General features: G+C 63.6%; 17 protein-coding genes. 5 read left to right on the plus strand and 12 right to left on the minus strand.

What is annotated here, in order from left to right; all coding sequences use genetic code 11:
* Nucleotides 1–4 precede the first annotated feature (4 nt).
* The 6 genes from phaR to radA all read right to left on the minus strand — a co-directional run bounded on the left by phaR (nucleotide 5) and on the right by radA (nucleotide 5,769).
* On the minus strand, nucleotides 5–580 hold the full coding sequence (phaR, locus tag BUA05_RS05480; RefSeq protein WP_072673652.1) for a polyhydroxyalkanoate synthesis repressor PhaR: 576 nt from the start codon (nucleotides 578–580) through the stop codon (nucleotides 5–7).
* 78 nt (nucleotides 581–658) lie between these two features.
* A complete protein-coding gene (alr, locus tag BUA05_RS05485; RefSeq protein WP_072673653.1) occupies nucleotides 659–1,720 on the minus strand; it encodes an alanine racemase in 1,062 nt (353 codons plus the stop codon).
* Nucleotides 1,713–3,344: an MFS transporter gene (locus BUA05_RS05490; RefSeq protein ID WP_072673654.1), complete on the minus strand. Its 1,632-nt coding sequence runs from the start codon at nucleotides 3,342–3,344 to the stop codon at nucleotides 1,713–1,715. Before BUA05_RS05490 ends, alr begins: the two co-directional genes overlap by 8 nt.
* 52 nt (nucleotides 3,345–3,396) lie before the next feature.
* Nucleotides 3,397–3,837, minus strand: coding sequence for an iron-sulfur cluster assembly scaffold protein (locus BUA05_RS05495; RefSeq protein ID WP_178139145.1), 441 nt, complete (start codon nucleotides 3,835–3,837; stop codon nucleotides 3,397–3,399).
* Between the two features lie 6 nt (nucleotides 3,838–3,843).
* Nucleotides 3,844–4,389 carry a CvpA family protein gene (locus tag BUA05_RS05500; protein ID WP_072673655.1) on the minus strand — a complete coding sequence of 182 codons (546 nt, stop codon included), beginning with the start codon at nucleotides 4,387–4,389 and terminating at the stop codon, nucleotides 3,844–3,846.
* A gap of 12 nt (nucleotides 4,390–4,401) precedes the next feature.
* On the minus strand, nucleotides 4,402–5,769 hold the full coding sequence (gene radA / locus BUA05_RS05505; protein WP_072673656.1) for a DNA repair protein RadA: 1,368 nt from the start codon (nucleotides 5,767–5,769) through the stop codon (nucleotides 4,402–4,404).
* 73 nt (nucleotides 5,770–5,842) lie between these two features.
* On the opposite strand from radA, the gene BUA05_RS05510 reads away from it, so the two are divergent.
* Nucleotides 5,843–8,158 carry a patatin-like protein gene (locus tag BUA05_RS05510; protein ID WP_072673657.1) on the plus strand — a complete coding sequence of 772 codons (2,316 nt, stop codon included), beginning with the start codon at nucleotides 5,843–5,845 and terminating at the stop codon, nucleotides 8,156–8,158.
* Here the strand turns inward: BUA05_RS05510 and BUA05_RS05515 are convergent.
* The 3 genes from BUA05_RS05515 to dnaK form a co-directional block, all read right to left on the minus strand.
* Complete coding sequence (locus tag BUA05_RS05515; protein ID WP_084662485.1) at nucleotides 8,155–8,778, minus strand: DUF6445 family protein; 624 nt, start codon at nucleotides 8,776–8,778, stop codon at nucleotides 8,155–8,157. The two genes, BUA05_RS05510 and BUA05_RS05515, sit on opposite strands and share 4 nt — an antisense overlap.
* A 6-nt stretch (nucleotides 8,779–8,784) precedes the next feature.
* The gene (dnaJ, locus tag BUA05_RS05520; RefSeq protein ID WP_072673658.1) at nucleotides 8,785–9,936 is read right to left on the minus strand and encodes a molecular chaperone DnaJ; all 1,152 of its coding nucleotides are present in this window, start codon (nucleotides 9,934–9,936) and stop codon (nucleotides 8,785–8,787) included.
* Between the two features lie 91 nt (nucleotides 9,937–10,027).
* On the minus strand, nucleotides 10,028–11,950 hold the full coding sequence (dnaK, locus tag BUA05_RS05525; protein ID WP_072673728.1) for a molecular chaperone DnaK: 1,923 nt from the start codon (nucleotides 11,948–11,950) through the stop codon (nucleotides 10,028–10,030).
* Between the two features lie 168 nt (nucleotides 11,951–12,118).
* Between dnaK and BUA05_RS05530 the strand changes: the two genes are divergently transcribed.
* Nucleotides 12,119–12,631, plus strand: a complete 513-nt coding sequence (locus BUA05_RS05530; RefSeq protein WP_245790097.1) for a copper chaperone PCu(A)C — start codon at nucleotides 12,119–12,121, stop codon at nucleotides 12,629–12,631.
* 98 nt (nucleotides 12,632–12,729) lie between these two features.
* On the plus strand, nucleotides 12,730–13,158 hold the full coding sequence (locus BUA05_RS05535) for a vgr related protein (protein WP_072673660.1): 429 nt from the start codon (nucleotides 12,730–12,732) through the stop codon (nucleotides 13,156–13,158).
* Nucleotides 13,159–13,472: 314 nt separating this feature from the next.
* On the opposite strand, the gene BUA05_RS14720 is transcribed toward BUA05_RS05535, so the two are convergent.
* The 3 genes from BUA05_RS14720 to hrcA are packed head-to-tail and all read right to left on the minus strand — an operon-like array spanning nucleotide 13,473 to nucleotide 15,298.
* Nucleotides 13,473–13,646, minus strand: coding sequence for a hypothetical protein (locus BUA05_RS14720; RefSeq protein ID WP_158093690.1), 174 nt, complete (start codon nucleotides 13,644–13,646; stop codon nucleotides 13,473–13,475).
* 15 nt (nucleotides 13,647–13,661) lie between these two features.
* The gene (locus BUA05_RS05540; protein WP_072673661.1) at nucleotides 13,662–14,237 is read right to left on the minus strand and encodes a nucleotide exchange factor GrpE; all 576 of its coding nucleotides are present in this window, start codon (nucleotides 14,235–14,237) and stop codon (nucleotides 13,662–13,664) included.
* A 17-nt stretch (nucleotides 14,238–14,254) separates the two neighbouring features.
* Nucleotides 14,255–15,298: a heat-inducible transcriptional repressor HrcA gene (gene hrcA, locus BUA05_RS05545; protein ID WP_072673662.1), complete on the minus strand. Its 1,044-nt coding sequence runs from the start codon at nucleotides 15,296–15,298 to the stop codon at nucleotides 14,255–14,257.
* An 80-nt stretch (nucleotides 15,299–15,378) separates the two neighbouring features.
* Here hrcA and rph point away from each other — a divergent pair, with 80 nt between their 5' ends.
* Nucleotides 15,379–16,092 (plus strand): ribonuclease PH, encoded by a 714-nt coding sequence (gene rph / locus BUA05_RS05550; RefSeq protein ID WP_072673663.1) that lies wholly within the window; start codon nucleotides 15,379–15,381, stop codon nucleotides 16,090–16,092.
* Nucleotides 16,089–16,736: an RdgB/HAM1 family non-canonical purine NTP pyrophosphatase gene (gene rdgB / locus BUA05_RS05555; protein WP_072673664.1), complete on the plus strand. Its 648-nt coding sequence runs from the start codon at nucleotides 16,089–16,091 to the stop codon at nucleotides 16,734–16,736. Before rph ends, rdgB begins: the two co-directional genes overlap by 4 nt.
* The last annotated feature ends 5 nt before the right edge of the window (nucleotides 16,737–16,741 follow it).

Below are 16,741 nucleotides of genomic sequence, written 5' to 3' on the forward strand. Positions count from 1 at the left end.
TGCGCTATTTGCTCAAGTCGTCCAGCTTCTTTTGCATCGCGGCCATCTGTTCGCGCAACAAGGCGATCTCGTCCCTCGCCTCGGTCACGGGGGCTGCGGGCTTATCCTTGCCCTTGGTCACGCCGGGCATGAAGGCATCGGCGGCAGCGCGCATCATTGCCATGTTGGTTTCATGGATCGCGGCAAAGGGATTCGCGCTGATCCCCTTTTCAAAGGCGTCGCGGATCTTTGACTGGTTGTCGCGGAAATTGGCCATGCTGGCTTCAAGGTATGATGGCATCAATGCCTGCATCGAATTGCCATACATGCCGATTAGCTGGCGCAGAAAGCTCACCGGCAGCATTTTCCCGCCATTGGCCTCTTCGTCCATGATGATCTGGGTCAGGATCGAATGGGTGATGTCATCGCCGGTCTTGGCGTCAAGCACCTGAAATTCGACATTCTCGCGCACCATCCGGGCCAGGTCTTCCAGCGTGATGTAGCTCGATGACGCGGTGTTATAGAGCCGCCGGTTGGCGTATTTCTTGATGATCACCTCATCGCGCGCTTCACCTGATGCCGCTTTCGACCTGCTGACCATGTTGGTTTCCTGTAAGTTGACCCTGCAACGCCTTAGCACCTGCACAAGCTGCAGCGCAATATCGCGCCCACGATTGCTTTATCCTCGGCGCAGGCGCTGCCCGAGGGTCGTCAGCAATTCATATTGCGACAGAATATTTTGCTGCGCACAATCAGTAATGTCCGTGGAACCAATATCCCAGGGCACCCCAAGCCAGTCTCCGGCGGCAAGTTCCGGCGCGGAGGCAAGATCGACCACCACCATGTCCATCGACACCTTGCCGAGGATCGGCAGCCGGCGCCCGCAATGGTGCAAGGCGTTGCCGGGCCCGCGCAGGCGCAGGAAGCCGTCGGCATAGCCGATCGAGACCGTGCCGACCCGCATCGCGCGATCGGCGGTGAAGCCCGCGTTGTAGCCCACGCTCTCGCCCGCTGTAATGCTGCGGCACTGGAGCAGCGCGGCCTCGACCGCGATGACCGGGCGGATCAGCCCGGCAAGTTCTGCCCGCGGCACGCCGCCATACAGCGCAAGGCCGGGCCGGGTAAGATCGAAGGCGTAATCACGGCCAAGCGCGATCCCTGCGCTATTGGCAAGGCTGGCGCGGCGATGGGCAATCTTGGCCGTGACCGCGACAAAGGCCCTGCGCTGGCGATCATTCATCGGACTGTCCTCGTCCGCGCTGGCGAGGTGGCTCATCAGGATGTCGACATCAAGCGCGGCGATGCGCGGATCGCTGGCCTCTGCCGGGGCAATGCCCAGCCGGTTGATGCCGGTATCGATCATCAGGTGGCACGCCCCGCCGCCCGATGCATTCCACAGCGCGGCCTGCTGCAACGAATTGATCACCGGCACGGCGCCGATGGCGCGGGCATAGGCGCAATCAGCATCGGTCAATGGGCCATGCAGCACCGCGATCTGCGCTGGCGGAACATGCCGCGCCACCGCCGCGACTTCGCACCAGTGGGCTACGAAAAAAGCCTCGCAACCCGCATCGCGAAGCACCGGCACGCAGGTATCGACACCCAATCCATAGCAATCCGCCTTCACCGCCGCGCCCGCCCTGCCCGCAGCCGGTAGGCTGTCCAGCGCGTGCCAGTTGGCAGCAAGTGCTTGCGCGTCGACCGTCAGCCGCAAGCTGGGCGACGGCATGACGTCAGTCATCGGCAAAGTCTTTCGGCGGCCCTCCGGGAATGCCCCACCAAGCCACCACCAGCCCGAAAGCAACCACGGCCCATGTGTACCACAGGCCCGAATAGATATCCCCGGTGCTGGCCACGATCACCCCGGCAATCAACGGCAGGAACCCGCCGAGATAGCCCGCGCCGATATGATAGGGGATCGACATCGAGGAATAGCGGATGCGCGGCGGGAACATTTCCGACAACAGGGCCGCAACCGAACCATAGGTCAACGCCGAAAGCATCCCCAGCGCCAGCAGGATGCCGACAATGCCGATGATGTTGGCCATATCCGGCTGCTGTTTGGAAAAATCGAAGCCATATTGCCCCAGCGCGGCATGAATGCCCGCACGCCGCGCGGCGCTGTCGCTGAACCATGCCGGATCAATCGCAACTGGCTGTCCGCCCGCCATCAGCGCCAGCCTGTCGCCCTGCGTCAGCGTATAAGGCACGCCCGACGCAGTCAGCGTTTCCAGCACCTTGCCGCAATCGGTCTGCTCGCGCTTGAACAGTTCGGCAAAGGGATCGGTCACGCATTCCGGGCCGCTGATGGTTATCGGCGTTTGTTCAGCCGCTTTCGCAAGCCCCGGATTGGCCAGACTGCCCATCATCCAGAACAGCGGGAACAGCAATGCCAGCGTCAGCGCTGCGCCAATGATGATCGGCTTCTTGCGCCCCACCCTGTCAGACCATTTGCCAACGATCAGATAGAAGCTCATCGCGATGATGCCGGAAATCAGCAGGACAATCTCGACCGTCTGATCATCGACATGCATCGGCCCGCGCAGGAAGCTCATCCCCGAAAAGAACGCAGTGTACCAGATTGTCGTCAGGATGCCGGTAACCCCGAACAGCGCGACGAAGATGCGCTTGCCATTGCCGGGATAGGTAAAGCTTTCAATGAAGGGATTGCCCGATGTCTCACCCGCTTCCTTCATCGCCTGGAACACCGGGCTTTCCGACAGTTTCAACCGCATCCACAGCGAAATGATCAGCAGCACGATCGACAGCAGGAACGGCACGCGCCAGCCCCACGCGGCAAATGCGTCTGCCGGGATCAGGAAACGGCAGGCCAGCACCACGATGATCGACAGCACAAACCCGCCCGCGACGCTGGCCTGAATGAAGCTGGTGTAGAAGCCGCGCTTTTCCGGAGGGGCGTGTTCCGCAACATAAATCGCCGCCCCGCCATATTCGCCGCCCAGTGCAAGGCCCTGTATCACCCGCAGCAATATGACGATCACCGGCGCGGCCATGCCGATCGTGTCGACGGTGGGGATCAGGCCCACCCCGGCGGTGGCAATGCCCATCAGCGTTACCGTGACAAGAAAGGTATACTTGCGCCCCAGCCTGTCGCCCAAAAAGCCGAACAGGATCGCTCCCAGCGGCCGGAACGCGAAGCCTACCGCGAAGGTGGACCACACCAGCAACAGGCCCAGCGTTTCGTTATCCGTGGCGTAGAACGCATCTTTCAGGATGTAGGCGAGCGTGCCGTAGATGAAGAAATCATACCATTCGAAAATGGTCCCGGCGCTGGACGCGCCGATGACCAGACGGATTTCATTCTCGCTCGGCTCGCGGTCCGCAAGCGCCTGCGCTTCAGCCATGTTGCTCTATCCCCTTGTGCGCGGCCGCGCTGGCGGCATCTTCGCCCAACCCCTAGCCCGCGTCGGCGCGGCTTGAAAGCGCCTTGGTGGCGGCCTTCCACGGCAACAGCAGGGCACCGTGCCGGCCGGGATGATCGCGCGCCGGCGCCAGCAGGTTAAGATCGGGCCAGTCAGGCAGTGCGGATGTTCCTGCCAGCCATGCCTCGATCCCACTCAGGGTCGCGGCGATGGCGCCCGCGTTCCGGTCTGCTGCCCCTTGCGCAAGCAGCGCTGCCGAAGCCTGTCCGATCGCGCAGGCCCTGACCTGCATTCCGATCCGGGCGATACCCCCATCCCCGGCGATATCCAGCCCCAGCACGATCTCGCTCCCACAGGTGCGCGAACGGGCCTCTGCCCGCAAGGCAAGGCGATCATCGAGCGGATAGGCCGCCAGTGCCACGGCTTGTGCCAGCAGTTTGGGCGAATAGAGTTTGGGCGGACGCGGCACGGCCATGGCCTGTCAGCCGGCGGCTTTGGCGGCCGCGGCTTCCTGCTTTTCGGATTCGCGGCGTAGCCGGTCGCGGCGGACGGAAATCATCGGGATCAGCTGGCGCGAGAAGCTGTCGGCGGCAGGATAGGTGCGGGCCGTGGTAATCCAGGTCGGCCCGCCCTTGTAACCCCACGAATCGTCGAACCCGAGCACCAGCACGGAAAAGGCGAACACCGCAATCAGCGCGCCCTTAATGGCGCCGAAACCAAAGCCGAGCACGCGATCAATCGGCCCGAGGATCGCGCCTTCGGATGCTTCGCTGAAATTGCCCGCAATGACCTTCATCGCCGCATAGGGGATCAGCAGCAGAAGGACGAAGGCAAAGACCGGCGTCACCGCATCGGACCGGTAGAAGTCGCTCAACGCAGGCGTCAGCCGGGGGTGCAGGTAATGCACTGCAAAGGCTGCAAATATCCACGCCGCCAGCGACAGGACTTCCTGCACAAGTCCGCGCATGAAGCCGCCGATTGCGGCGATGGTAACGATGATGAGGATGAGGATGTCGAGCCCGGCCATAAGGTCGAGGGTCTATGCGCTGCCCATCACCTGGTCAACGAGGTTCGCAAGCGCGGCAAGCCCGCGATATCCGTTTCCGGAATCGCCGCCCGCTCCGCCGGTCGGGCCATATGAACGGGTAAAGCCGAGCTTGGCCGCCTCGCGCAGGCGCAGCGGGGCATGCGCAACCGGGCGAATCTCGCCCGCCAGCGACACCTCGCCAAACCACGCCGCCTTGTCGGGCAGCGGTTTGTCCGCCAGCGCCGATACCAGCGCGGCGGCCACCGCCAGATCGGCTGCCGGATCGGTCAGCCGGTAACCGCCTGCAATGTTGAGATAGACCTCGGCCGAGGAGAAATTGAGCCCGCAGCGCGATTCGAGCACCGCCAGCAGCATGGCGAGCCGGCCATTGTCCCAGCCCACCACCGCGCGGCGCGGGGTCGCGCCCGATTGCAGCCGCACGATCAGCGCCTGAATTTCGACCAGCACCGGCCGCGTGCCTTCCAGCGCGGGGAACACCGCGCTGCCCGCCAGCGGTGTCTCGCGCCCCGACAGGAACAGCAAGGAGGGATTGGCAACCTCCTCCAACCCTTCAGCCGCCATCGCGAACACGCCGATTTCATCGACCGCGCCAAACCGGTTCTTGAGCGCGCGCAGGATGCGGTACTGGTGGCTGCGCTCGCCCTCGAAACTCATGACCACATCGACCATGTGTTCCAGCACGCGCGGCCCGGCAATGCTGCCATCCTTGGTGACATGGCCCACCAGCACCACCGCGCAGCCGGTTTCCTTGGCGTAACGGATCAGTTCCAGCGCGCAGCCGCGCACCTGCGAAACCGTGCCGGGCGCACCTTCGATCGTGTCGGAATGCATTGTCTGGATCGAATCGATCACCAGCAGCGCAGGCGGCGTTCCCTGCCCCAGCGTTGTCAGGATATCGCGCACCGAAGTTTCCGAAGCGAGCCGGATCGGCGCATCGGCCACCCCCATGCGGGCGGCGCGCAGCCGCACCTGCCCGGCGGCCTCTTCTCCGCTGACATAGACCACATCATTGCCGCCGCGCGCGATGGTCGCTGCGGTCTGGAGCAGCAGGGTCGATTTGCCGATCCCCGGATCACCACCCATCAGCACCGCCGAACCCGGCACCAGCCCGCCGCCCAGCGCGCGGTCAAACTCAGCAAGCCCGGTCGACTTCCTGACCGGCAGCTGCGTGGGAGCATTGAGCGGCTCGAAAGCGACTGCACGCCCCCCGCGCGACAGATCATGCTTTTGCGAGAACACCGTCGCCGGTACATCCTCGACCAGCGTGTTCCACTCACCACAATCGGCGCATTGCCCCTGCCAGCGCGGTGATACCGAACCACAGGCCTGACACACATAACGGCGTTTCGTCTTTGCCATGCAATGCGCCCATAATAGGAACAGAATTAGAACGCAATTGCATTGCCGCGATCATCCACGCTAGGAACGCACCATGCGGCATAAAGAACTGCGCCTTGCCCTTGTCTGCTATGGCGGCGTCAGCCTTGCGGTCTACATGCATGGCATCACCAAGGAAATCTGGCATCTGGCGCGGGCCAGCCGGGGGTTTCATCAGCCCGGCCCGGTGCCGCTTGACGGGGTGGCAGCAGCCTATCACGAATTTCTGGCAGAAATTGAGCGCGAGGATGGCATCAGGCTGCGGGTCCTGCCCGATATCCTCACCGGTGCGAGCGCGGGGGGGATCAATGCGGTGTTCCTCGCCCAGGCAATCCATTCGGGCCATAGCCTCGAACCGCTGACCGACCTGTGGCTGGAAAATGCCGATGTCAGCCAACTGACCGATCCCGAGGCCGAGCCGATGTGGCGCTATGCCAAGCTGTGGGCGCAGCCGATTGCCGAATGGTTCCTGACCCGTCCGGGCAATGTGGTGAGCGAAACCGTCGCCCCCGGAACCCGAACCGAAGTGCGGCACAAGGTTTCGCGCTTCGTGCGCGGGCGCTGGTTCAGCCCGCCCTTTTCGGGAACCCGCTTTTCGGCGATGCTGCACGAAGCGTTGGAAAAAATGGCCGACGATGGCGACGGCATCACCTTGCTGCCGCCGGGACATCCGATCGACCTTGCCGTGACAGCCACCGATTTCCGCGGCTATCCGCAGACCTTGCGGCTCAATTCGCCGCCGCAGGTGGACGAGACCGAACATCGCGTGCCGATCGCTTTCCGGGCGCGGGTGGGAAGCGATCCGCCGCAACCACTGGCCGATCCGCTCGAACTGGTGCTGGCGGCGCGCGCCACCGCAAGCTTTCCCGGTGCCTTCCCGCCCCTGCGGATCAATGAGATTGATCAGCTTGCCCAGACCGAAGGGCTGGACTGGGCGACGCGCGACACCTTCCTGCGGCGGATCATGCCCGTGCATGTCCGCGACGACACAATCGCAGAGGTCGCGCTGATCGATGGTTCGGTGCTGGTCAATGCGCCCTTTGGCGCCGCGCTTGGCGCGCTGCATGGCCGCCCGGCCCAGCGCGAGGTTGACCGCCGCTTCGTCTATATTGATCCGCGCCCCGATACCCGCGGGTTGCTGCCGTCCGACCCGCCCGACAATATCGGGTTTTTCGGCGCGATCTTCGGTTCGCTGTCCACGATCCCGCGCGAACAGCCAATCCGCGACGATCTGGAACGCATCGAGCAGCAATCGCGCGATGCTTCGCGTTTGAAGCGCATCGTGATGGATCTGGAGCCCGATATTGATCACGCGGTGGAAAAGCTGTTTGGCTACACCTTCCTGCTCGACCGCCCGACCCCCAAACGGCTGGCAAGCTGGCGAGCCAAGGCGCAGCAGGCCGCGGCCGAAGGGGTGGGCTATGCCTTTGGTGCCTATGCCCTTGCCAAGTTCGATGCCATCCTCAGCCAGCTTGCGCGCCTGACCTTGCGCGCCGCGGGTGACGGGCGGGCTGATCCGACCGCTATTGCCATGGCGCTGCGGGGCGAGCTTGCGGCACGCGGGCTGGAACGACTGACCGAAAGGGGCGGCGGGGCCACCCCTGCCGCAATCGGATTTTTCCGCACGCATGACACCGGGTTTCGCATTCGCCGCCTGCAGATGCTGGCGCGCAAGCTATCGCGCGACTGGGAGCTTGATCCCGACATCTCCGATGATGCGCTGGATCGCGCGCGCGACCGATTATACGGCATCCTTGCGCTTTATTACCGCGCCGATGAAGGCCTATTGCAGTCCGAACGTTTCGCTGTGCTGGCCGAAAGGGCGCTGGAGGCGCCCGGTTCGGTGATCGATTTCCTCGCCACCGAACGCCTGCTGCCAACCACCGACCTTGCGGCCGAGGAACTGCTGATCGACGCGCTTGAGGACATGCCGAAAAACCTCAAGCGGCGGATGCTGCTGACCTATCTCGGCTTTCCGTTCTATGATGTGGCCACCCTGCCGCTGAGCCGGCGCGAGGGGCAGGATGAATTCAATCCGGTCAAGATCGACCGCATATCCCCCGATGATGCGCGCTCGATCCGTGAAGGCGGAACCATGGCGACGCTGCGCGGGATCGAATTCTACAATTTCGGCGCCTTCTTCAGCCGCGATTACCGCGAGAATGATTACCTGTGGGGACGGCTGCACGGGGCTGAGCGGATGATCGATCTGGTCGCCTCCACCGTGGGCGGAAGCATCCCCAAAGCCCGCATCCGGAACGCCAAGCGCGCCGCGTTTCTTGCCGTGCTGGAGGAGGAGGAGATCACCGGAAGATGTCAGCGCGGGCTGATCGAACAGATCCGCCTCGAAGTGGGTGAGCGGATGGGTTAGCTCCGGGCCGGGGCAAAGAACAACAGCATGACCAGACGCGCATCCTCGTGCGTGGTGCCAAACCCCGGCGCGGCGTTGTGGAATTGCCAGGGCGAGAACAACAGCAGCCGGTTGAACCGCGCCGGAACGCGCAGCACCCGCTCCCATCTGGCCGGGGCAAGCGTGTCCTTGTTGACCACATCCTCGATCAGCGCGTTGGCATCGGCATAGCCCGAAGCGGCGATCTGCGCCGGGTCCTGCGGCACGGCTTCCAGCCCGGTGCGCTTGTGACGGAAGAAATCGGTGCCGCCGGCATCGGGCTTGGCGCAATCCTCGGGGCGTGAAAGGTAGAGGATGCCGGAATAGCTGGCCGGGTCGATATGCACCCCGCTTTTGCCCCTGTCGCCCTTGCGGGTCAGGCGGCAATGCCCGTGCTGAGAGCCGGGCGCTGCGCCAAGCCCGGACCCGAGCTGGCGCGAAACTGCGCTGTCCAGCGCTACGGTATCCAACGGCGCGGTGGAATTGCGCCCGGGAAAATTGCCATGCTGCGCTGCCGGATCATAGTCCAGCGCCAGCGCTGCACGGCGGGCCGCCCATGGGTCCTTGAGAAAATTGTCGAGGATGATGAGCGATGGCAGCACCGCGCATCAACCGCCGAACACGTCCTTGAGCTTGTCGAAGAAACCGCGGGTTTCAGGGCATTCGTCGCCGGTCTCGGTCTCGCGGAATTCCTCAAGCAGCTCTTTCTGCCGGCGCGAGAGTTTTGTCGGGGTTTCGACCATGATCTCGACCACCAGATCGCCGCGCCCGCGCCCTTGCAACACCGGCATCCCCGCGCCGCGGATGCGCAGCTGCTTGCCGGACTGGATCCCGACCGGGATTTCAAGCCGGTTGGTCGAACCATCAAGATCGGGGATCTCCACGCAGCCGCCCAGCGCCGCCGTGGTGAAGGACACCGGCACGCGCGTCATCAGCGTGGTGCCTTCGCGTTCGAACACGCGGTGCTGCTGGACATGCAGGAAGATATAAAGGTCGCCCGCCGGCGCGCCGCGCTGCCCGGCCTCGCCCTTTCCGGACAGGCGGATGCGCGTGCCGGTATCGACCCCGGCGGGAATATCCACCTTGAGCGCCTGCGGAAGGTCCACCCGGCCCTCGCCCCGGCATTCGCGGCAGGGGTTTTCGATCACGCTGCCGCGCCCGTTGCAGGTGGGGCACGGGCGCTCGATCACGAACAGCCCCTGCTTGGCGCGCACGGAACCCATGCCATTGCACAGGTTGCAGGTGCGCTCGCTGGTGCCGGGGGTTGCGCCGCTGCCGTCGCAGGTATCGCAGGACTGGCTGACCTCGATTTCGACTTCGGTGGTCTTGCCGTGGAACGCCTCTTCGAGGGTGACCTGCATGTCATAACGCAGATCCGCGCCGCGCCGGTTCTGCTGGCGCTGTGTCCCGCCGCCGCCAAAGGCGCTGCCGAAAATGGTTTCGAAAATGTCGCCGATATCGGCGAAATCGCCGCGCCCGCCCCCGGAACCACCGCCGCCAAACGGCCCGCCGCCGCCGTTCATGCCCTGGGTGAAAGCCTCGTGACCAAAACGATCATAGGCCGCGCGTTTCTGCGGGTCCTTGAGGCAATCATAGGCCTCGTTGATTGCCTTGAACTTCGCCTCGCACGAGGCATCGCCCGGATTGCGGTCCGGGTGATATTTCATCGCAAGCTTGCGATAGGCGCTCTTGAGCACTGCCCTGTCGGCATCGCGCGAGACTTCGAGCGTCTGGTAGTAATCTATCTGGGCGCTGGACATGATTGTGACCTATTCCCCGTGACCAACCGCCAGCGATGCGCCGGGTGCAAGATCCGGACGCATCGCCAGCAAGCTGGGTGGCATCGGGGCCTTAGCCCTTCTTGTCTTCGTCGACCTCGGAGAATTCGGCGTCGACGACATCTTCGTCGGCTTCCGGTTCCGCTGCAGCTTCGGCGGCAGCATCGGGCCCTGCGGCCTGCTCCTGTTCGTAGATCTGCTGGCCCATCTTCATCGCCGCCTCGGTCAGGCCTTGCGCCTTGGCGTTGATGTCATCGGCGTCCCCGCCTTCAAGCGCGGTCTTGGTCGCGGCAAGCGCTTCCTCGACGGCGGCCTTGGTGGCGGAGTCGATCTTGTCGCCATGCTCGGCCAGTTGCTTTTCAGTCGCATGGACGAGGCTGTCGGCCTGGTTGCGCGCTTCGGCAGCGGCGCGGCGCTTCTTGTCTTCCTCGGCGAACTTTTCGGCATCCTTGACCATCTGGTCGATGTCGTTGTCGGTCAGACCGCCCGACGCCTGGATCTTGATCGTCTGTTCCTTGCCGGTGCCCTTGTCCTTGGCCGCGACCGAAACGATGCCGTTGGCGTCGATATCGAAGGTGACTTCGATCTGCGGCACGCCGCGCGGTGCGGGCGGAATGCCGATCAGGTCGAAATTGCCGAGCAGCTTGTTGTCTGCGGCCATCTCGCGTTCGCCCTGATAGACCTTGATCGTCACGGCGTTCTGATTGTCTTCGGCGGTCGAATAGGTCTGGGTCTTCTTGGTGGGGATGGTGGTGTTGCGGTCGATCATGCGGGTGAACACGCCGCCCAGCGTTTCAATGCCGAGCGAAAGCGGCGTCACGTCCAGCAGCAGCACATCCTTGACATCGCCCTGCAACACGCCAGCCTGAATGGCCGCGCCCATGGCGACGACTTCATCCGGGTTCACGCCGGTGTGCGGCTTTGCACCGAAGAACTGCTCCACCACTTCGCGCACGCGCGGCATACGGGTCATGCCGCCGACAAGAATTACCTCGTCGACCTGGTCTTTGGAAATGCCAGCATCGGCCAGCGCCTTCTTGCACGGGTCAAGCGTGCGCTTGATCAGCCCTTCGACCATCTTTTCCAGATCGGCGCGGGTGATGGTTTCCACCAGATGCAGCGGGGTGGTGCTGCCACCTTCCATGCGCGCGGTGATGAAAGGCAGATTGATTTCGGTGCTGGCCGCGCTCGACAGTTCGATCTTGGCCTTTTCGGCAGCTTCCTTCAGCCGCTGAAGCGCAAGCTTGTCGGTCTTCAGGTCCATGCCTTCTTTTTTCTTGAAGGCATCGGCGAGGAATTCGACAATCGCGTTGTCGAAATCTTCACCGCCGAGGAAGGTATCGCCATTGGTCGACTTCACTTCGAACACGCCGTCACCGATTTCGAGGATCGACACGTCAAAGGTGCCGCCGCCAAGGTCATAGACGGCGATGGTCTTGCCCTCGTCCTTGTCCATGCCATAGGCCAGCGCGGCAGCCGTCGGTTCGTTGATGATACGCAGCACTTCAAGGCCGGCAATCATGCCTGCATCCTTGGTCGCCTGACGCTGGGCGTCGTTGAAATAGGCGGGTACGGTGATGACCGCCTGCGTCACGGTTTCACCGAGATAGCTTTCGGCGGTTTCCTTCATCTTCTGAAGGATAAAGGCGGAAACCTGCGAGGGGGAATATTCCTCGCCCCCAGCCTTGACCCAGGCATCGCCGTTCTTGCCCTTGACGATGGAATAGGGGACCAGTTCCATGTCCTTCTTGGTCAGCGGGTCTTCAAACCGCCGGCCGATCAGGCGCTTGATCGCAAACAGGGTGTTGTCAGGATTGGTCACAGCCTGACGCTTGGCCGGCTGGCCGATCAGCCGTTCACCATCCTTGGTGAAAGCCACGATCGAAGGCGTGGTGCGCGCGCCTTCGGAATTTTCGATCACCTTGGGCTTGCCGCCGTCCATGACAGCAACGCAGGAATTGGTGGTGCCGAGGTCGATACCGATTACTTTACCCATTGTTTCCCCATCCATCTGGAAGTGTGTTGGACACCACGCATCGCACTTCCCACCCGGTGGCAAAGCGCTTTGGCGGCTCGTTTGTGAGCGCGATATAGGTGCGGTTTTGCTTGGCACAAGACTTGTGAGGGCCTAGTTTTCCGCCACTACGAAAGGGAGCGACAACACGTGAAAAACATACAGGGATCGGTTTCGGGGATGCGCAGGGGCGTAATGGCGGCGGCGATGGCAACCGCAATGCTGGGGCTGGCGGCCTGCGAGAGCGAGCCGCAAGCGCCGCTGGGGCAGACCGCCCCCGGTCAGGTGCAAGGCATGACCATCAGCAACCCAAGGCTGGTGCTCGCGCCGGTCGCGGGCAATCCGGCGGCGGTGTATTTCGATCTTTCCTACGAAGGGGACAAGGGCCTGACCATCCGCAAGGCCGAGGTGGCCGAGGCGAAAAGCGCGATGATGCACGATTATGGCGAATATGATTTCAAGGTGCAGATGATGGAAGCCCTGCCGATCGCGCTGAAGAAAGGCACCAAGGTCGCCTTTGAGCCGGGCGGACTGCACGTCATGGCGATGGAGCCTGCCGAAACGCTCAAGCCCGGTGACACGGTGACGGTGACGCTCACCATGTCGGGCGGCGCAACGCAGGTGTTCGAGGCCGAGGTGCGCGCTGCGGGTGAAGAGCGCTGAAAGACCGGCTGACCGGACAGGACCTGGCGGCGGGGGCTGATGCGCCCTCGCCAGCCTGTCCGGTCGGCGGTTCGCGGCCGCTGACGACAGGCGAGGTGATGCTCGCCCGCAGCATTTTCGGCGATTGCGTGGATTACGCCAGCGTCACCGTGCGGCGCCGCCGGTTCCTGCCGTTCCAGCCTCGCCGGGTGACGATGGCCCCGATGGGCCACCTCCATTTCCACCCTGCCGCCAGCCATTACTGCAATGATTTCGCCGCCGCCCCGCTGCACCATCAGGCGCATTTCATCCACGAAATGGTGCATGTCTGGCAGACCCAGACCCGCGGCGACTGGTACCTGATCCTCAACCGCCACCCGTGGTGCCGCTATGATTACGCGATCAGACCGGGCTGGAAGCTGGAGCAATACGGGATCGAACAGCAGGCCGAAATCGTGCGGCATGCGTTCCTGCTGCGGCAGGGTGCAAACGTGGCGGGCGCTCCACCACTTGCAAGCTACGACACGCTGTTGCCTTTTTCACCCTGAGCTGCCGTCGAAAACACTGCATATTTGCGGCCAGCGCTTTGCCGCGGCGTTAGGCGAGGTGTTTTCAAGCGCGGACAGTTCTTCGGGATCCGTGAGTGCGCACCTGAGAAGTGCGACCGCCTCGGAGGCAACTCGCACAACCTCCAGCCATGATGGGCTCGAAAGTATCGCCTCGTGATCATAGTCGTCTGGCTGTTCGTCCGCTGACAGAGCAAGGTGGACCCCCAGAGCAAGTTATGCTCTGCTTCATCGATCCGGCCCGCTCCCAAAAGCCAACTGAAGGGAGCATCTGGCGCGGCCCTCTCCAATACCCGTCAATCGCCCGCGCCAATATCGTAGAAACACTCTACGAACTCGACATAGGTGAAATGGGGGTTCTGCATTTCGGGGTCGAGCAACGTCACCCTTTGAAGTTCGAAATCCCCCAAGGCTGCAAGGGTGCGGAGGATAGCGATGCGGGATGGTCCGATGATTTCGTCCTTGTCCATCCCGGGCTCGGCTGATCAATCCGGCTTCTTCGCCACCGCCACCATCGCGGCGCGCAGAAGGCGGTCCTTGATCATCCATCCAGCCTGCATTTCCTGCACCACGGTGCCGGGCTCGTGATCGCTGGATGGCACTTCCAGCATCGCCTGATGCTGGTTGGGATCGAGCGGCAGGCCGATTGCCGCAATGCGGGTGATGCCGTGGCTGGCGAAGACCTTTTCCAGCTCGCGCTGGGTCGCTTCAAGGCCGACCACCAGCCCTTTCATCTTCTCGTCTTCGCGCAGCGATTCCGGAATGGCCTGCACCGCGCGCGTCAGGTTGTCGGCCACGCTCAGGATATCGCGGGCAAAGCCGGTCGCGGCATAGGCGCGCGCCTCGTCCTTCTCGCGCTCAAGGCGGCGGCGCACGTTCTGCGTTTCGGCCTGAGCGTAGAGGATATCCTGCTTGGCCGCTTCAAGATCGCGGCGCAGCGCGGCCAGCGCCTCACCAAGGCCATCGGCGCCTTTATCTTCCCCGTCATCGAGGAATTCCTCCGGCACGCCCTTCAATTCTTCCTCAGCCGCAGAATCGCGCGGCTTGTCATTATCGATCATGTCTCGTGTGCTTTCATTCAAGCGATGAGCTTGCCCAGTGAACGGGCGGTCATATCCACCATGGGGACAACCCGCGCGTAATTCAACCGGGTCGGGCCGATGACGCCGAGCACGCCAACCACCCGCCCCTCGCGATCACGATAGGGCGAGGCGATAATCGAGGAGCCCGAAAGAGCAAAGAGCCGGTTCTCGCTACCGATGAAAATCCGCGTCGCTTCGGACTCGCGCGCCGAATCGAGCAGTTCAGCGACCGATTGCTTGTTTTCCAGATCCTCCAGCAGCATCCGCACCCGCTCGATATCGCCCAGCGCGCTCTCGTCGAGCAGGTTGGCCGCGCCGCGCACGATCAGTACGGGCCGCGCGGCGGCATCCTCGCTCCACACGGCAAGCCCGCGTTCGACCAGATCGCGGCTGGCATCATCGAGCTGCGATTTGCCGGCGTTGATCTCGGCGCGCATGGCCTGCGCGGCTTCCGCCAGCGTTCGTCCCGCAAGCCGCGCAGTGACGTAATTGCTCGCCCGATCGAGCGCGCCGTGATCCAGCGCGCCGCCGATGGTGACAATGCGGTTTTCCACCCCGCCATCCTCGCCCACCAGCACCGCCAGCGCCCGGCCCTGCCCCAGATCAACCAGATTGAACTGGGCAAGCCGCTGTTCGCGCTGGGGCACCAGCACCATGCCTGCTGCACCAGACAGGTCAGAAAGGATTGCCGACGCCTGCTGCAAGGCCGCCTCAACCGGGCCAGCCTCAGCCAACCGTGCTTCGATCGCGGCCTGCTCCTGCATCGTCGGCTCGGCCACGCGCATCATCCCGTCGACGAAGATTCTCAGGCCCGCATCGGTCGGCAAGCGACCCGCGCTGGTGTGCGGCGCGGCCAGCAGGCCGAGGTTTTCGAGGTCAGCCAGCACCGAACGAATCGAGGCAGGCGACAGGTTGAGCGTCCCGTCCGCCGCCAGCGTCTTCGATCCGACCGGCTGCCCGCTATCGATATAACCCTCCACCACCCGGCGAAAGATTTCGCGGGCGCGGCTGGTCAGTTCGGTGACGGGGGGTGATACCATGATGCGCACATTAGTGTTTGCGCTTGCCGCGACAAGTGGCCCGCGCCTATTGGCCACCAAACTCATCAAAGGACACACCCATGCGCCCATCAGGACGCGCGCCCGACGAGATGCGCGCCATCACCATCGAAACCGGCTTTACCCGTCACGCGGAAGGATCGGTGCTGATCGGCTTTGGCGATACCAAGGTGCTGTGCACCGCCAGTGTCGAACGCGGCGTTCCGCCTTGGCTGCGCGGCAAGGGTGAAGGCTGGGTGACGGGCGAATATTCGATGCTGCCCCGCGCCACCCACACCCGCGGCGCGCGCGAGGCAGCCAAGGGCAAGCAATCGGGCCGCACGCAGGAAATTCAGCGTCTTATCGGTCGTTCTTTGCGCGCCGTGGTCGATCTGCAGAAGCTCGGTGAGCGGCAGATTACGCTCGATTGCGACGTGATCCAGGCCGATGGCGGCACGCGCACCGCGGCGATCTCGGGCGCGTGGATTGCGCTGCGTCTGGCGGTCAACGGGTTGATGGCCTCGGGCGATATCAAGCATGATCCGATTGCCGCGCAGGTCGCCGGGATTTCCTGCGGGATCTTCAAAGGCACTCCGGTGCTCGATCTGGATTATGACGAGGATTCAAACGCCGAAGCCGATGGCAATTTCGTGCTGCTTTCTGGCGGGAAGATCGCCGAAGTTCAGGCGACCGCCGAAGGCGCGACCTATGACGAGGAAGGCCTTCTGCGCCTGCTGCGCCTTGCCCGGATCGGCGCTGACCGCATCTTTGCAGCGCAATTGGACGCGGTAAAATGACACGCCGCCTCGGCTCCGGATCGCTGGTGATCGCCACGCATAATGCGGGCAAGCTGAAGGAAATCGGCGCGCTGCTGGAGCCTTACGGGGTCAAGTGCATCTCCGCCGGGTCGCTTGGCCTGCCCGAACCGGCAGAGACCGGGACGACCTTTGCCCAGAACGCTTTGCTGAAAGCGCGGGCGGCAGCGGAAGCCTCGGGGCTGGCCGCACTGGCTGATGATAGCGGGCTTTCCGTGGCCGCGCTGGATGGCCGCCCCGGCGTCTACACCGCCGACTGGGCCGAGCGGCGTTGGTTTGAAGTGCCTTTGGGGTTCGAGGGAGCTCCCGGCCGCGACTGGTACATGGCGATGGGCAAGGTCGAAGGCATGCTGGCCGAGCGCGGGGCCGATGTTGACCGCACCGCCGCGTTCCATTGTGTGCTGGCGCTGGCGTGGCCTGACGGCGAATATGCGATTTACGAAGGCAGCTGCGAAGGCGCGCTGACATGGCCGCCGCGCGGCACGCTGGGCTTTGGCTATGATCCCGTGTTCGTGCCCACTGGCCGCAGCCAGACCTTCGCTGAAATCGCGCCGGAGGAAAAGCACGCCATCAGCCACCGTGCCGATGCCTTTGCCAAGCTGGTCGCGGAGCAGTTCGGCCGCTAGACTGC

Origin of the sequence: Erythrobacter sanguineus (assembly GCF_900143235.1) — a bacterium.
Lineage (GTDB): Bacteria > Pseudomonadota > Alphaproteobacteria > Sphingomonadales > Sphingomonadaceae > Erythrobacter > Erythrobacter sanguineus.

Excerpts from the sequence above, each read along its gene's own strand:
- rdgB (WP_072673664.1), top strand. The coding sequence starts at position 16,089 with ATGACACGCCGCCTCGGCTCCGGATCGCTGGTGATCGCCACGCATAAT.
- BUA05_RS05510 (WP_072673657.1), top strand. The coding sequence starts at position 5,843 with ATGCGGCATAAAGAACTGCGCCTTGCCCTTGTCTGCTATGGCGGCGTC.
- BUA05_RS05500 (WP_072673655.1), bottom strand. The coding sequence starts at position 4,389 with ATGGCCGGGCTCGACATCCTCATCCTCATCATCGTTACCATCGCCGCA.
- BUA05_RS14720 (WP_158093690.1), bottom strand. The coding sequence starts at position 13,646 with ATGGACAAGGACGAAATCATCGGACCATCCCGCATCGCTATCCTCCGC.
- hrcA (WP_072673662.1), bottom strand. The coding sequence starts at position 15,298 with ATGGTATCACCCCCCGTCACCGAACTGACCAGCCGCGCCCGCGAAATC.
- alr (WP_072673653.1), bottom strand. The coding sequence starts at position 1,720 with ATGACTGACGTCATGCCGTCGCCCAGCTTGCGGCTGACGGTCGACGCG.
- BUA05_RS05490 (WP_072673654.1), bottom strand. The coding sequence starts at position 3,344 with ATGGCTGAAGCGCAGGCGCTTGCGGACCGCGAGCCGAGCGAGAATGAA.
- dnaJ (WP_072673658.1), bottom strand. The coding sequence starts at position 9,936 with ATGTCCAGCGCCCAGATAGATTACTACCAGACGCTCGAAGTCTCGCGC.
- BUA05_RS05535 (WP_072673660.1), top strand. The coding sequence starts at position 12,730 with ATGCTCGCCCGCAGCATTTTCGGCGATTGCGTGGATTACGCCAGCGTC.
- rph (WP_072673663.1), top strand. The coding sequence starts at position 15,379 with ATGCGCCCATCAGGACGCGCGCCCGACGAGATGCGCGCCATCACCATC.
- phaR (WP_072673652.1), bottom strand. The coding sequence starts at position 580 with ATGGTCAGCAGGTCGAAAGCGGCATCAGGTGAAGCGCGCGATGAGGTG.
- radA (WP_072673656.1), bottom strand. The coding sequence starts at position 5,769 with ATGGCAAAGACGAAACGCCGTTATGTGTGTCAGGCCTGTGGTTCGGTA.
- BUA05_RS05495 (WP_178139145.1), bottom strand. The coding sequence starts at position 3,837 with ATGGCCGTGCCGCGTCCGCCCAAACTCTATTCGCCCAAACTGCTGGCA.
- BUA05_RS05540 (WP_072673661.1), bottom strand. The coding sequence starts at position 14,237 with ATGATCGATAATGACAAGCCGCGCGATTCTGCGGCTGAGGAAGAATTG.
- dnaK (WP_072673728.1), bottom strand. The coding sequence starts at position 11,950 with ATGGGTAAAGTAATCGGTATCGACCTCGGCACCACCAATTCCTGCGTT.